This window comes from Leptospira ellinghausenii, assembly GCF_003114815.1.
Classification (GTDB): Bacteria; Spirochaetota; Leptospiria; order Leptospirales; family Leptospiraceae; genus Leptospira_A; species Leptospira_A ellinghausenii.
Map to the genome: position 1 here is coordinate 430,973 of NZ_BFAZ01000009.1, position 16,274 is coordinate 447,246.

12 protein-coding genes are annotated in these 16,274 nt (G+C 38.0%); 8 read left to right on the plus strand and 4 right to left on the minus strand.

All coding sequences use genetic code 11. The annotated features are described in order from the left end of the window. Window position 1: 1 nt before the first annotated feature. Together DI076_RS10480 and DI076_RS10485 are read left to right on the plus strand one after the other, a co-directional pair. Window positions 2–505 carry an LEPBI_I0682 family protein gene (locus DI076_RS10480; RefSeq protein WP_108959831.1) on the plus strand — a complete coding sequence of 168 codons (504 nt, stop codon included), beginning with the start codon at window positions 2–4 and terminating at the stop codon, window positions 503–505. 143 nt (window positions 506–648) lie between these two features. After that, window positions 649–936 (plus strand): hypothetical protein, encoded by a 288-nt coding sequence (locus DI076_RS10485; RefSeq protein WP_108959832.1) that lies wholly within the window; start codon window positions 649–651, stop codon window positions 934–936. 79 nt (window positions 937–1,015) lie between these two features. On the opposite strand, the gene DI076_RS10490 is transcribed toward DI076_RS10485, so the two are convergent. The 4 genes from DI076_RS10490 to DI076_RS10505 form a co-directional block, all read right to left on the minus strand. Continuing rightward, on the minus strand, window positions 1,016–1,624 hold the full coding sequence (locus tag DI076_RS10490; RefSeq protein ID WP_108959833.1) for a hypothetical protein: 609 nt from the start codon (window positions 1,622–1,624) through the stop codon (window positions 1,016–1,018). 126 nt (window positions 1,625–1,750) lie between these two features. Beyond that, window positions 1,751–3,628: a serine hydrolase domain-containing protein gene (locus DI076_RS10495; RefSeq protein WP_108959834.1), complete on the minus strand. Its 1,878-nt coding sequence runs from the start codon at window positions 3,626–3,628 to the stop codon at window positions 1,751–1,753. Window positions 3,629–3,795: 167 nt separating this feature from the next. Further along, on the minus strand, window positions 3,796–5,922 hold the full coding sequence (locus DI076_RS10500) for a toprim domain-containing protein (protein ID WP_108959835.1): 2,127 nt from the start codon (window positions 5,920–5,922) through the stop codon (window positions 3,796–3,798). Window positions 5,923–5,928: 6 nt separating this feature from the next. Further along, a complete protein-coding gene (locus tag DI076_RS10505) occupies window positions 5,929–7,299 on the minus strand; it encodes a DNA gyrase subunit A (RefSeq protein WP_108959836.1) in 1,371 nt (456 codons plus the stop codon). Between the two features lie 80 nt (window positions 7,300–7,379). Between DI076_RS10505 and DI076_RS10510 the strand changes: the two genes are divergently transcribed. The 6 genes from DI076_RS10510 to DI076_RS10535 all read left to right on the plus strand — a co-directional run bounded on the left by DI076_RS10510 (window position 7,380) and on the right by DI076_RS10535 (window position 16,156). After that, the gene (locus tag DI076_RS10510) at window positions 7,380–8,252 is read left to right on the plus strand and encodes a hypothetical protein (protein ID WP_108959837.1); all 873 of its coding nucleotides are present in this window, start codon (window positions 7,380–7,382) and stop codon (window positions 8,250–8,252) included. After that, entirely contained in the window at window positions 8,249–9,802 is a 1,554-nt protein-coding gene (gene gltX / locus DI076_RS10515) for a glutamate--tRNA ligase (protein ID WP_108959838.1), read from the plus strand. The genes DI076_RS10510 and gltX overlap by 4 nt, the downstream gene beginning before the upstream one ends. A 92-nt stretch (window positions 9,803–9,894) precedes the next feature. Then, the gene (locus DI076_RS10520) at window positions 9,895–10,497 is read left to right on the plus strand and encodes an ATP-binding protein (protein WP_245918377.1); all 603 of its coding nucleotides are present in this window, start codon (window positions 9,895–9,897) and stop codon (window positions 10,495–10,497) included. Between the two features lies 1 nt (window position 10,498). Next, window positions 10,499–11,605 carry a glycosyltransferase gene (locus DI076_RS10525; protein ID WP_108959839.1) on the plus strand — a complete coding sequence of 369 codons (1,107 nt, stop codon included), beginning with the start codon at window positions 10,499–10,501 and terminating at the stop codon, window positions 11,603–11,605. After that, complete coding sequence (gene polA, locus DI076_RS10530; protein ID WP_108959840.1) at window positions 11,602–14,433, plus strand: DNA polymerase I; 2,832 nt, start codon at window positions 11,602–11,604, stop codon at window positions 14,431–14,433. The genes DI076_RS10525 and polA overlap by 4 nt, the downstream gene beginning before the upstream one ends. Next, complete coding sequence (locus DI076_RS10535) at window positions 14,420–16,156, plus strand: putative glycosyltransferase family protein (protein ID WP_245918378.1); 1,737 nt, start codon at window positions 14,420–14,422, stop codon at window positions 16,154–16,156. Before polA ends, DI076_RS10535 begins: the two co-directional genes overlap by 14 nt. Window positions 16,157–16,274: the final 118 nt, after the last annotated feature.

The window sequence follows — 16,274 nt, forward strand, 5'->3', positions numbered from 1 at the left end:
AATGAAAAAAATATTTGTTCTGGTAGCAACTATTACAATCGTATTAGTCAATTGTACACACTCCGTAAGAACTATCGAATCGAGTAAGATTACAACGCTTCCTCTTGCTGAAGCTGCTTATGAGATGGGCGCAGAGACATCAGCGAAGGCTTGCTCTTCAGAGTTTGGTATCTTTTCTTTTAAAAGAGAAGGTTACTTAGCAACGGGAGTGGAATCTCCATTATCTTTTTCACCTGGAGAAATCTTCGTTGGAGTCATAACTGGTGGTTTTTACATTATTGCAAAAGCTGGATTACACGAAATCGGTATTGAAGATACAAGAACTGACGTTGAAGGTGCAGCCGTTAGTCGAGCATTGAAAAAGACTGAGGGTGCAGATATACTTCTCGATTACAAAACTACAACGACCAGAGAAGGATTTTTCTTCCCTGAAGTTTGTACAACTGTATCTGGAAAAGCAGCGACTTTAACAGGTCCGTCTGGTAATACAAAGGCAAAAAAATAACGATTCATTTCGTTAGTTGTTATACTCTTTGTGTTTCATAAAGAGTATTCATCAAAAAAAAAGCGGGGATTCAAATTCTCCGCTTTTTTTTTGCCTATCATAACCAATCATGGAAACCTAACATTCGATTTGGAGTCTCTAATTTGCCAAAATTTCTTTTTACTTTCTTTTGCCTTCTTTTCCTTTCGTGTTTTCCAACGGGGGAAGAACCAAGAGATCTCTGCAAAAAAAACTATGGGGAAGGAAGAGAAGACAAACGGAATGAAAATTGTTTTTTTGCCCTTCAAGGTATTAATTCCGAACTAAAGAAAAGCCAACCAAACGAAACTCATATCAATGCGAACTTGTTTTCATGTTTCTATTCAGAAATGCAAAACAAAGATTGTGACAAAAGTACAACCTTACCTGTGTACATTGGAGATATAAAATAAGAATATATTGATAGTGATCCTGATTTTAAAATGAATTGGATTTTGAAGTGGCTCACTTCAAAATCCAGAGAGGGAAAATTTACTGATATAGTTTATCGCGGTAGATATCGTTCACAAAATTATCTGGCACATTTTGATTGGTTATATAGCTCATTTGTCTAAATGGCATTACAAATAACAAAAATAATTGTCTCACTTCAACTACATCATTTTCATAAGTATACCTTTTGATTTCTTTGCCTTGGTTATATGCTACAAATTCTGTTTTCCCATTGATTTCACCAAAAAAAGGAACTAATCCCAAAGTGACTACAAACAATGTCGAAGATAGAAAGAGCGATGCATTCGGCTTAGCTCTCGTTGTTACTTCTATCTTGACTTGATTTTTACTGTTTAATTTACTTACATCATCCAATCCAATAACATAGAGATTAAATTTCTCAATACATTTACATCCAGATATGATTTCTGTAAATGCCCGTTTGTTTGCCTTATGAGTCTCTTCACTTACAGGGAATTTTTCACCGAAGGCATTGTATTGATTAAAATCTAACACAAAGTCAATATTCGAGATTTTTTTCTCAATCTTTGCAGGATTATAGACAGGGACATCTTTTTTAAGATAGGTGATACATTGGCTCAAGGAAATAACGAGAGCCAAGAGTGGTAATATTTTGAGAATTTTCATTGTGTACCTTTTGATTTCAGAACTAACAAGATTCAGTAAATAGGTAGTTTCCAGGTTTCAAAAGTCAATTTAGAAATGCAGAATCTTCCATTTTCTCTGTAAACATTCCCCTATTCTTTCCAGGCTCTAATCCTTTACATATTCCCCACCTGAGTATTGGAGAAAGGGTTTTCCTTCTTTACTCCCAAGAGTAAGTCTCTCACCCAAATTTCTACCGTAGCCTAAGATCCTTAGTGTATTGTCTCCTTCCCATTGGCAAGGGACTTGGACTGTGTTTTCCATTCCACCTAATGCGTAGTATATGGTTAAAAGTGGGAATCCTCGTTTGTCCTTTTCTAGTCTAAGTTTGGGAATGATGGCATAAGGTTCTTTTGTGACAAAGGTCCCAAAAAATTGTGCATCTGGAAAACGGTTGTTTGGAGTAAACTTGACCCCAATTCCTGCGACTCCCTTGGGTAGGTCCTTAGAATACAAAGTGAAAATGGAATTCCCTTCCCAAGTTTCAAATTCAACTCGCATTTCGTTGATACTAGGATCGTTAATTTTAATCAGTCCGAATAATACTCGTAAGTCGATTCCGTAACGATTTTCCTTTTCAATGAGTCCTACATCAAAACCCATCAAACTGAGAGTTGGCGGATTCCCTTTTTTGTATTCGTGAATCCCCATGGGAGAAATATAAACCCCTTCTTCCCCTGGAACAGTTCCTTTTTTTCCCATCATGGGTGGGAGGCTTGGTTCTGGTTGTAAGCCCATTTTTTCTTCCCACAATACCTTCATCACTTCCGTATTGGTACTTTTTAGTTTTCCCGTTTGTATACCAAGTGTGTTCCCAGCGACAAAGGAAACAATTTCCGTATTAGGATCATATACTAAGTCAGCAAAAAAAGGTGGAAGAGAACCCGAATGCCCATAAAACCAAACTGTTTTTCCATCCGCTTTGTAACTTGATTTCATCACAGGCAATCCCAGTTTCATCTCAAAATTGGCAACAGGACCAATTTGTGTTTTATGGAACTCATCAAAACTAACTGAAGTTAGTAGTCCTTTGTTTTCCTTACTTCGGAAAAAAGCTTTCATAAAAAGACCCATATCGTTTGCCGTTGTGGAGATGGATCCTGCGGTCAAATCACGGATGACAGGCCGAACGGTCTTCGATTTCCAAAAAATGCCAGAATAACCCGTAATGAGTTCTGATCCTTCTAAATTTTCCATTAGCGTTGTATGTTTCATTCCCGCTTTATCGAAGAGATGGACACGAAAGTAGGATTCTATTGATTCACCTGATGCCCGTTCAATGATATTACCCAGTAAGCCAAAACTTAAATTGGAATAGGAATGGATTTTTCCAGGTTCATTTCGTTCAAGCCCTGCGAGTGATTTTGGTAAAGAACGAAAGGAACGATAAATCTCATCTTCTTTTGCTTCGGGAGATAGGAAAAAACCATTCGCCAAATCGGAAGGTAAACCTGATTGGTGGGTGAGTAAATCACGAATGGTAATCTCTCGATACCCTTCTTGTTTTGGTTTCATCAATTTCAATTCAGGTAAATACTGGGAAGCTGGGTCATCTAACTTCAGTTTACCGGATTCTTGTAATTGTAAGATCGCAATCCCAGTAAATATTTTTGTGATACTTCCAATTTTAAATCGTTCGATTTTGGCATCAGAACTCACCCCAATCTGAGATTGGTAGACATCTCCATCTCCCATCATAACCATATAGGTGAGTGATTTGATCCCTGAGGGGGCCAGTGTTTCCCATTTTGATTGGATATCCGCTTTTGTTTTTTCTTTGTTTTGGAAATACGAAATTTCTTTCGAATCCCCATTCGATTGGCATTGGAATAGAAGGAAAAAAATAAAAACAAAGAGAATGCGGAAGGGAAAGTATAAATCGTGAATTGGATTTTGGATTTGAGAGGGAAAAGAAGGAGCTTTTTCTTGTGATTGGTTTTGTTTCGATTGTACGGAATGAATCTTTTTTTCTTTCTTCGATTTCATACCCCAAGGAAAAAATGAAAGGAAATTGGAACAAGCCTATAAAAAACAAAACTCCCCAAACCTATGGAATGGGGAGTGATCGCTATGCCAAATGGAAAGAACTACAATTGTCCTTCACAACATGGCCCGTGTTTGTTGGTAATATTCTAAAAAATCGAACCTTATTCTTAGTCCTGGATCACACTCATTGAGTATTCAGAAATTGCTTCACGGCGTTTTTCTGCATAATCTTTGTGGAACCATAAGTCTTGTGTGGTCTTAGCAGATTTTTTATTACCAATTGTAATCGTTGTCATACAATGATCTACAGCATACTTCATGGCTTCTTTTCCTGTTTCCCCAAGACCCTTGTTTCGTTTTTTGCGAGTGATTTCCGCACCTTGTTTGTTCACTCTTGCAACTAACTTATCATAGTCGGAGTCATCAATACAGAAAACAGTTTCTTTTTTACCATCTTTCCACTTTACATCCACCTCATAGAGTGGTGCTGCAGAAATATTGATAAAACCTAAATCAAACAGTTCAGGCCAATATTCATAAAAGAAAGACAACATCAAAGAACGAATCGCATACCCATCAAAATCGGCATCCGTGATGATACTGATCTTATCATAATTCAATTCATCAATGGATTTTACCTTTTGGTCGAGAGGAAGTCCCACAATGGCAACAATGTTTTTCATCTCCTCGTTTTGTAATGCTTTGGCAAGTGACATCCCTTTACAGTTGAGTGGTTTTCCTCTGAGTGGGAATAATCCATGTAATTTTGGATTCCGTGCTGGGCGTAGTCCCGCGATCGCCGAGTCCCCTTCTGCCACAAACAAAATTCGGCCTGGATCGGTTGGTTTACCTGTCGGAGGCATAAGCTTAGGGATGTTGTTCCGAGACGCCTTACGGAGGCCTTTCTGCGCATCCTCGAGCTGTTTCATCTGGGTTCTACGTTCCATCACCATCTTAATTTCTTCGATGAGGCCAGTTTTTTTCAAAAGTTTGTCCAAATGTTTGTCTACAGACTTTCGAATGTCTTCATTCAAATCGTTAATGAGATAAGATTTATCTTGGGATTTAAAACGAGGGTTAAGAATCCGAAGGTTCACATACATGTGAAAACAACTTCTCACATCATTCCGTGTACACTGTGTATTGAGTTTTTTCTCTAAACTGACAATTTGAGATTTTTTACGAATCTCATCACAAAGCCTGTTTTCCAAATATTCAATCGCTGATCCACCTTGTGGGCAAAAAATAGAGTTCACCCAAGTGAGAGTTTTATTCTGTCCCACTACAACATAGGTATCCATATGGATTTGTGAGGCAGAAGTTTTGTCTGCATAATCCAATTTGTAGTACACCATTTCGGAGTTACTAAAGATCTCATCAAAACCTTTTTTGAACTTATATTTTTCTTTCCCAGTTTTGTGTATAAAAACAACTTCGAGACCTGGGTTTGACATTGCAATGTCTTGCAGGTATTGTTTCACCAAATTGATGTTAAAAGAAGTATCAAGGTTGTTGAAATATGCTGGATTGAGCTCAAACTCGACTGTTGTTCCGTGGTCTTCTTTTTTTGCTGCTTCCACCACTGCAGTCATCCCTGTTTTGTCACAAGGGCCTTTTAGTTGTTTGATTTGGTCAGCGGAAAGTAAAGGGCAATCGACAAATGTTCCATGTTCATCATAATACAAGTGAACACGTTCTGTATCTTCTTTAGAAAGTTTGAAACTGCGAATTACTTTTTTTACATCATCATGGATGCTAAACATTTTTTTGTAAGCTTTTCCACCATTGATGGTTTTCACTCGAAAGAAAGAGGAAACCATTCTTACAAGTGAAATCCCCACACCATTCTGTCCTGCAACATGATCTTCTTTCACTTTGTCGTCAAAGTTTTCCCCATACATCAAGTGGAGGTAAACTCCTTCGGCATTGTCAGCGGGAATCCCACGACCATTGTCTTGGATGGTCACACGTTTGCGATCCGTTGACAATTGGATGATGAGTTTGTTCATCTTATCTTTTTCGGGAATGGATTTGTCGTTTAAGTTCTTTCTGTATTCATCCACACAGTTCATACATGCTTCATCCAAACATTTGAGTTTGGCTGGGATGTCGGAAAGTTCTTCGTGTACAATATCATACTTACCAGAGTTATCTTTGGTAAAAAAATGTTGTTCAAATGTGGAAAGGGAGTTTTGCCCAAGCCACATTCCTGTACGCATACGAACGTGTTCTACGTTCGATAATTTCTTAAAATTTCGCGAATTTCCTGAGGTTTTTTCAGTTTTTTGAGCCATAATTATCTATTTCGGATCCCATTTTTTCTTCAGTTCATCCAACTCATCAGTCATAAAACCTGTGAGTTTTTTATCATCTTTTTGTAGTGCCGTATACTCGGTGTATTTTGTTTTTGCTTCTACAATGGCTTCTTCACATTTACGAACTTCTTCCAAAGTCATACGGTAAACGGGAATGGAACTCAACCATTCAAAGTAAACGAATTTGGCAGCTTTTAACTTTTCTTCGAATTCTTTTTTCGATTTAATGCCTGTTACTTTTTCGTTCCATTTTTCTTTGATGAAACGAATGAGTTCGGAGTTACGATCAATTTTTTCTTTTTCTAAGCCAGCAAGGCGTTTGAATCTGCGAATGAGATGGGTTTTTCTAAAATCACAGAAACGTTTGATGATTTCTTCTGGAACAAAGTTACGCAGTTTTCCTTCATGTGTGATGACATTGATGGTCAATACTTCGTTGTTTTCTTTGGAGAAAAGTTCTTTGATTTCTTTCTCGGAAGGTTCTTCGCCTTTTTTTGCAACAAGTTCGATTTTAAATGTTTGGCTGGAATGATCAATGTAGTCCTTTAACCAATTGTCTTTCTTTTCGATTAAATCATCTAAGTAGTTCACAACCTTTTCGCGGTTCCAGTTCATGGGAGAATCTACCAAATACAATTTCCCATCTTCTTTTTTGAAACCAAATGTCGTAGACATGACAGTGCTACCATTGTCATTTTTTGACATTTTTACCTCTCCGCCGTACCCTTTGTACCATGGAGTGATCTTTTTCGGTTTGCCCGTTTTTAAATACGTTACTTGAGAATCAATTACGTCACTGAGTTTGTGTGCAGGTATAAAACAACGAAATCCCGTTGCAATCCCTTGGATATTATTTAAGAGAACTACAGGAACTTTTCCCACAAAATGAATCGGTTCATCTTCTGTTTCATCGTAGTTTTTGACATAATCAATGTCAGGTAAACTTTCAAAAAAACCTAAATCTTTGGCAAAGTCAGAAAGTTTGACTTCTGTATAACGAGGAGATGCAATTGCATTGGGATCAAGAACGTCACCAAAGGTTCCTTCGCCATGAACCAAAGGGTAGTTGTTTGCAAACGCAAAGTCTTGTGCCATTTGGGAAAGGGCATCTTGGATTGATCTGTCTCCATGAGGATGGTATCCCATCGCAAGACCCGCTACTTTTACTGTTTTGGTATGACGGTTTCTCGCATCTGAGTTCCACATCGCCCAAAGAATTCGTCGTTGAACAGGCTTTAGGCCATCAATTTCTTGTGGAATGGCTCTCGAATCGCATACATAGCGGGAGTATTTCCTTTGGTCATCATTCACTTGGTCTTCAAAGGGGCGTTTCGGATACTGTTCTTCGTTCTTCATGGTTCCAAATGACACAGGGGTGCGATGAATTGACTTGTCAAGCGGTTTTCCCTTTTTAGACTGGCGATACGCACCTATCTATGTCCCCACAAACTCAAGAATACTCCCGTTTTCATTGGCTAATCTGGTTCTTGATTTTTTTTTCTGGGTGGAGTTGCCAAACAGTCAATTCTCTCCTTTCGAGAGATCCTAAATCCGAAATTCCTGCTTCCGTTTTATTCCTCAAATCACCTCGAAAAATGAGTTCCACTTTCTTCAAAGATGGGTCTTCCCATTACCGTTGTATCCAATGGGAACCGGGCAAATCCAGTGGATATGCTGAAAAAATTGAGTTCAGTTTCATTGCTTACGACACTAACTTTTCAAACAATATCAATGCAGAATTTGGGAATGATGTTGTTGAATCATACAAACTCATTTGGAATCGCAAAGTGGGAAAATTCCAACGAAATAACCTTGAGAAAAAAATTGTCTTTGTTTATAAGGAATCTTATTTTAAAGAAGTGAAAGGAAATACAATAGAAACACTTCTCGAAAACCAAATTGCATATAAAGAAAATAAGTTTGTCATCGATGAGATGGAAGTGTTTGAACTCAATGGAGATACGGGAATCCTTTTAGAAGAAGGAAATCGTTCTGAAATTGGAGGAGAAAATCGTTGGTCTCACAATCTTGGTTCCAATCAATTTTTTACTTCTTCCAGTACATACACCAAAATCAACAACCAAACGATTGTTACTGAACACACTTCCACAAACTACGACTACCACCAACTCAGTTACGAATGGAATGAAACAGAACCAGACAAACTTTTTTTCAAACCGATTTATAAAGAAAACAATCTGCAATTATTTTTTGTTCCTCCCTATACCAATGGTCTCACTACCAAAACCAAAGAACCATTTGGATACAAACGTTTGGGAGATTTTTTACTCAAAGAGGAAATCAAATGACAGAAGTTCGTACCCGTTTTGCCCCATCCCCTTCCGGATTTCTCCACGTTGGTGGAGCAAGAACTGCCTTATTTAATTATTTATATGCAAAGGCAAAAAAAGGAAAATTTTTACTGAGGATCGAAGATACAGACCAAGACAGATCCACAGAAGCATCTTTCAAAATCATCTTAGAATCTCTCAAATGGCTTGGAATGGAATGGGATGAAGGTCCTGGAGTTGGTGGACCTAACGGGCCTTATACCCAATCAGAACGAATTCATATCTACAAAGAATACACAGACAAACTCATCAAAGAAAAAAAAGCCTACCGATGTTTTTGTACGGCAGATGAACTAGAGGGCAAAAAAAAACAAGCAGATGCAATGGGGATTCCTTACATCTATGATGGAAAATGTTCTGATTTAAGTGACGAAGAAATACATTCACAACTAGAGAAAAAAACTCCCTTTACAGTTCGTTTTAAAACCCCTCACAAGATTGTGATCGTAGATGATATGATCCAAGGCAAAGTAAAGTTTGAATCCAAACTGATTGGTGATTTTATCATTGTAAAATCAGATGGATTCCCATCGTATAACTATGCTGTGGTGATTGATGATGCGCTTATGAAAATCACACATGTGATCCGAGGTGTGGGACATCTTTCCAATACACCAAGACAAATTTTGATTTTTGAAGCCTTTGGATTCCCTCTCCCACGATTTGCACATGCCAGTGAAATTGTAGGAACAGATGGTAAAAAACTTTCCAAACGAGCTGGTGCCACATCAGTCCTTGCGTTCCGTGACTTAGGTTACTCAAGTGAAACCATGCGTAACTACATGGCACTCCTTGGATGGACTTCGCCTGATGGCAAGGAATATATGAGTGATGAAGAATTGTGTTCTGTCTTTGATGTGGAACGTTGTTCGAAATCCCCTGCTACCTTTGATGTATTCAAAAAATTGAAAGAAGAAGAAAAGGAAACTGTTGACTTCAATAAACTTTCCTTACTTGGTCTTGCTGAATACCTAAACCCAAAATCAAAACTCAATTGGATGTCCAATAAGTACATCCGCGATGCCAAAATTGAAACCCTCGGTAAAGCACTCGAACCATTTTTAAAAGACTGCCAAATCCCTGACGCATACAAGTCAGGTGAAAACCCACAACTCCTTTCCATCTTGGATTCCGTTCGTGTGTATTTGGACAGACTCATCCAAGCCCCTCCTTACATTGAAGAATTCTTTTTAGAGAATTTGAGTTTCGAAAATGACGAAGCCAAACAATTGGTCTCCGAAGGCAAAGGAATAGAAGTCGTCACTCACTTTTACCAAATGGTAAAAGGAAGTTCTCTCACCACCCCCGATGCGTATAAGGAAACCATGGCAAAAGTGGGTGAAGTGACTGGGGAAAAAGGAAGGACTCTTTTTATGCCGATTCGTGCCATCACTACGGGTAAGTCACATGGATTGGAACTTCCCATCCTCTTTAGTCTTCTTGGCCAAGAAAAGATGGTCAAACGAATGGAACAATTGGCAGGGTCATTAGGTATTTCACTTAGGTAACTTTTTTACTGCTCGTTCGGTTTTCGGGTTTTTTTGACTTTTTTTCTCACTTCGTATCGTGTAATATGATGAGAGAGAGGAAAAGGCGGCCATTGACAGCACCATCTGAAGTGATTCCCTATCTGTTAAGCCCTTCGCCAGGTTCATACGCCATGTTCCTGCCTCCCGATATGTCTTCCGTCAAACAATTCCGTTTTGAATTAAAACGAACTTTGGAAGACAATGGGTTCAGCTCTGACAATATCATGCAAATTGAACTCGCAGCTGACGAAGCATTAACCAATGCTGTTGCTGCCAATGTATCTTGTGACTGTGATGAGACGATCATTTGCCGATGGCGGATTGATGCTGCAAAGTTCACTTTGTACATTTTGGATTATGGATCAGGTTTATCAGGTGAATCACCTGTTCCAGACAATGACAAAGAACTTTTACGTTCCAACCAATCCCAATGTTTTTCTACCTTCCTCGACCACATCAAAAACCACCAAAGCAAAAAACCAGAAACCCTTCCTTATAATGGTTCCGGCCAAAAACATAAGAACATGGGAAAAGGATTGAAAATAATCAATGCCATGATGGACTCCGTTAAAGTAATGTTTCACGGAGAAGGAATGGTAGACGAAGCACCAGCTGGATTCAAGGTCATGGGATCCATCGTCGCTCTCGAATACGACCGTTCCAAACACTTATAATTTGATCCTACATATCAACACTTCTCGCGAATGGCGCGGTGGAGAACAACAGCTCTATTATCTAGTTCAAGGTTTGGCAAATTACAAAATCCCACAAATGGTCGTGGGCCAACCAGGTTCCCCGCTTGAGGCAAAATGCAAAGACAATGGATACGAATTTGTTCCCATTGAGATGCGTGGAGAATGGGATAGAAAAGCATATAAGAATATTCGATCTCTCTGTTTGTCTAAAAACATTAAACTCATTCATACTCATACTGCACACGCGCATACATTAGCATTACTTGCCAAACGAAACCATCTCAAAATCCCTCTCATTGTATCAAGGAGAGTGGATTTTAAACCAAAAACTAGTTTTTTCTCCAGATGGAAATACCAACACCCAGCTAACGATTATTATCTTCCTGTTTCTCAAAAAATTAAGGAAGTGATGATGAGTAGTAAAATTGCTCCTGAAAGGATCATCACCGTTTATTCTGGGATTGATCTCAAACGATTTTCGAAACCCACAGCACATGAATATTTACGCGAAGAGTTTCAGATTCCCAAAAAAGCGGTAATCATTGGAAATGTAGCTGCCCTCGTTGACCACAAAGACCAAGAAACTTTAATTCATGCCATCTCTAAGATGAAAACAAATCTGGATTTTCGGCTTTTAATTGTTGGTGAAGGTAAATTAGAAAAAAAACTAAAAACACTCACCGAAAGTTTAAATTTAAATGATAAAATCATTTTCACTGGATACAGAAAAGATATTCCCGCCTTACTTTCTTTATTCGACATTTTCACGCTCACCTCAAAGGAAGAAGGACTTGGGACAGCCGTTTTAGATGCAATGGCTTGCAGTTTGCCAATTGTTGCAACCAATGGTGGTGGGATTGGAGAAATGTTGGATCATAACGAAGGTGCTTTTGTTTGCCCTGTAGGAGATTCAGAAGTGATAGCCCAAGGCCTCGACAAACTTGTTTCTTCAGAAGACCTTAGAGACCAATTCGGAAACTTTAACAAGACTTCTGTTAAGCGATTTTCTGTTACAAAAACTATCGATAAAACAAAACTAATTTATTATTCCTTTTTAGGTGATTCCTTATACGGAGAAGGCAAATGAGTGGGAGATTATTAATCATTGATGGGCATGCACTTGCCTTTCGGGCTTATTTTGCATTTGCTGCTTCTAATCTAACCAATTCCAAAACTGGATTACCCAGTGGTGCCATTTTCGGATTTTGGAGGATGCTTTTTAAACTGCTTCAAGACGAACATGTCACCCATATAGCCTTCACATTTGATCCTGGCACAAGGTTAGAAAGAAACGATCTTTATGAAGAATACAAAGCGCATAGAAAACCTATGCCTGAGGATTTAAAACCTCAAATCCAAAAAATTTATGAAATGTTACAAGCATTGGAATTCCCAATGTATAAAATGAATGGCATTGAAGCAGATGATATCATAGGATCTCTTTGTAAAAAATTTGGGAAGGATTTTGAAGAAATTGTCATCCTTTCAAGTGATAAAGATTTATACCAAGTATTAGACAAAAACATACACATGTTACGTGGGAAACGAGGCGTGTCTGAGTTTGAAAAAATTGATCCCAAGTGGGTGAAGGCAAATATCGGAATCACAAAAGAACAAGTTCCTGATTATATGGGACTTCTGGGTGATGCCTCCGACAATATCCCTGGTGTCAAAGGGATTGGCGAAAAGGGTGCAGCAAAACTCATCCAAGAATTTGGAGATTTAGAAACCATTTACAAAAAAATTGATAAAGTCAAAAACAAATCTTTAATCGATAAACTCATTGCCGAAAAAGAAAATGCATTTTTATCCAGGAAACTGGCAACCATCGTAACCAATCTCAAACTAGACATCAAAAAGTCGGATTTAAAATTACCGAACTACCATGATCCCAAAAAAGTACAATACTTCAAGGACGAAGGTTACAATGTCCTACATCGTGATTTAGCAAAACAAGCAGGGATTCCGATTGTAAGTGATGGTGACACTAAAGAAGAATCTCCTGCAGCCAAAAAGACATCGAAAGGAAAAAAAGAAACTAACGCCGAAGTTTCTTTAGATGGATCGAAAAAAGGAAAAAATGCTGTTTCCACTACTACAGTTGTCGCCAAACAATCATACAAACGTATCCAATCCATTGATGAATTAAAAAAGATCATCTCAAAACTAAATCCTAAAAAACCATTATCCATTGATACAGAAACAACCTCACAAGACCCGATGATGGCTGAATTACTTGGTATTTCCTTTTCGGATGAACCAGGTGTCGCTTATTACATTGCATTTTCACATTCAGAATCCATTTACAGCCACCTTCTCCCTTCCGCAGAAGAAGCACTTAAAATCCTAAAACCAATGTTAGAGGATACAAAATGGAAAAAACTAGGCCAAAACATTAAATACGATCTCCTCGTATTCAGAAATTATGGCATTGAATTAAAAGGCATTTACTTTGATACGATGCTTGCTTCCTATCTCTTAAATCCAGGAGAAAGACGCCATAATATGGATGATATGGCTGTTGATTACCTCAACTACAAAACTATCACATACGAAGAGTTAGTTGGCACAGGAAAAAAGAAACAAAATCTTTACGATATTGATCCAGACAAAGTTTCAGAATATGCATGCGAAGATGCGGACATCACATTACAACTCCATAATGCCCTTGCACCAAAAATGGAAGAAGGCATACATAAAAAACTTTTTTATGAAATGGAGATGCCAGTACTACTCGCATTGGCCGATATGGAGTTTGAAGGAATAGCCGTAGACAAAAAGTACTTCGAATCATTATCCGTGACCTTTGATACCAAAATCAAAGAACATGAAAAAAACATTCATTTTTATGCGGGAAGACAGTTTAATGTTAATTCAACAAAGGAATTGCAAACAGTTTTATTTGAAGACTTAAGACTCCCTGCTGAGAAAAAAACTCAAACTGGGTATTCAACTGACCATTCGGTTTTGGAATCTTTACAAGGCACTCATCCGATCATCGATGATTTATTAGCGATTCGAAAATTCTCTAAATTAAAATCCACCTATACTGATACATTACCAACACTAGTGAATCCAAAAACAAATCGGATCCACACAAGTTATAACCAAACCATTGCAGCAACGGGACGACTCTCTTCTACCAATCCAAACTTACAAAACATTCCCATCAAAGATGAAGAAGGAAGGTTGTTACGAAAAGGGTTTATAGCAAAAAAAGGTTATGAAATCCTTTCCCTTGACTATAGTCAAATTGAACTTCGGATCATGGCTCATTTCTCCAATGATCCCAATATGATTGATGCATACAAATCGGGAGCGGACATTCACAAACGAACAGCGGCAGGTATTTTTGGTGTTTCTGAAGACCAAGTAACTCCCGATATGCGAAACAAAGCAAAAGTAGTGAACTTTTCTGTGATTTATGGTGTTACTTCTTTTGGTTTGTCCAATAATTTAAGAATCAGCCGAAAAGAGGCAAAAGAGTTTATAGAGAAATACTTTGCCGCATACAAAGGTGTTGCCACCTATATGGAAGAGATCGTTGAGTTCTGCAAAGAGAAAGGATATGTAGAAACCTTACTTGGGCGCAGGCGTTACCTTCCTGATATCCACTCCACCCATAAAATGGTAAGTGAAGGTGCCAAACGAGTTGCGATCAATTCTCCCATCCAAGGGACATCGGCCGATATGATCAAATTGGCTATGATTCGGATCCATGAAAAAATAAAAAAGGAATCGTTTCGATCCAAACTTTTATTACAAGTGCATGATGAATTAGTATTTGAAGTAGATCCGAAAGAAAAAAAAGATTTTTACCAAATGGCAAAAGAAGAAATGGAATCTGCAATGAAACTCAAAGTTCCAATTGTCGCACAAGGGAAGTTTGGTGGAAATTGGGATGAAGCACATTAGGCCGATCCTTGGCCTAGTTTTCTTTTTTGTATTCTACCTTTGGAACTTTCCAATTGTATTCGAATCCAATGAACTGCTCGGGAGATTTGATTGGGACTTGTATACATTTCACGTTGAGTTTTTACGGAAATCCTATTTAGACTTTGGCAGTTTTCCACTCTGGAATCCGTATTATGGAGCTGGTTTTCCTGTTTGGGAAAATCCATCGAGTAAATCGGGAAGTTTCACCCATCTTCTTGCCATTGTATTCCCAAGCCTTACAGCTTTAAAATTGAGTTTCGTATTTTATTTTGTAATTGCAGGGGGATTCAATTACCATTCCTTCCAACTTTATAATAAATCTTCGAAACTAATAACGATCCTCTTTGTTTGTTTCTTTCAATTCTCCGGATATTTTTTTCAAAAATTCTATGCTGGCCATATGAACCAGGTCCAGGGATTGTTTTTGCCTGCGTTTCTTTTTTATTTTTTATACACAATTCAAAACAAAAGTAAGTGGATTCCTTATCTCGTGATCTTAATCGCCTATATTTTGTTATCTGAAGGTGCAATTTATACAATCACCCAAGCCACTTTTTTATTATTCTTTTTAAGTGGTTGGGAAATTTACCATTCAACAAATCCAAAAGAATCTTTCTTCCGGTTTTCTAAATTTGTACTATTGATTCTTGTTATACTTTCCTTCAAATGGATACCTATGTTTTTATTTGTCCACCATGTAGGAAGGTATTTTGTCCCCGATCAATTCTCACTCTCCATTTCTGATTTGTATCCTATCTTCTTTGGAACTTCCCAACACCCACTTCTTTCCCAATCCTTAACACAAATGCAATACCGTTATTGGGAATATGGGAACTATCTCGGACAAATTCCACTCTATTTGTTACCACTCCTAATTGTAACCAAACGTAAAATGATTTTTATCGTCGGTTTATTGTTTCTCACCATCTTGATTATGTTTGGTAATGTAGATACGATTTCACCTGTGAAGCTTTTAGAACAATTGCCGATTTATTCCCAAGAAAGGGTGTACCCGCGTTGGAGCCTTAGTGTTGTTATGTTGTACACTTGGTGTTTGGCTATAAACATCCAATCCTTAACAGAAAAGACAAAACACAAATTCAAAATCTACCAATCGATTGTGATATTGATTTTGCTCATCATCCATACAATTGATACAAGAAAGATGAATACCAAGTATTTGGATGAAATATTTGTGTTACAACCTCCTGCGGATACCATCCATAACCAAGAAATTTATCCAATCACAATCAGTACGTTTACTGATTATGGCTCTGACTCCCGGATGTTACCAGCATTGGGAGCAAATGCATCCATAAATGACATTTACGAAAACCTTACCTTTTATTTTTCCAATGAAACCATTGACTCTAAGAACTACCATGGAGAATTTTTTCTACATCCATCTCTCCAATCTGTCAAACCCACAAACTGGGAACCAGACAGTTTTACTTTTGACTCACTCCCCAAAGGGCAACTCCTTGTAATCAATCAGAAATTCCATCCTGGATTTAAGGCGATCAATACAGAGAATAAGCCTTGCTCATGGAACGGGTATTTGGCGGTCCCTATCCAGCTAAATTCCGAATCCATAAAATTAAAGTATTCATTGTTAGGTTCCTTTAGACTATACAATCCATGGGAAAAATCGCAAAACTGTTCAGTCTTGTTTCCACGTTTTCTCGGACCCAATTGGAATTAAATTTCTTTACTTTATGTAAAAAGAAAACCATTCTTTTGGATTGTCTCCTTTAAGAGTGAACTGTGTCACCGATTTGTAACGAATCGATTTCCACATTCTTTCCTGGAATTTCATTGGA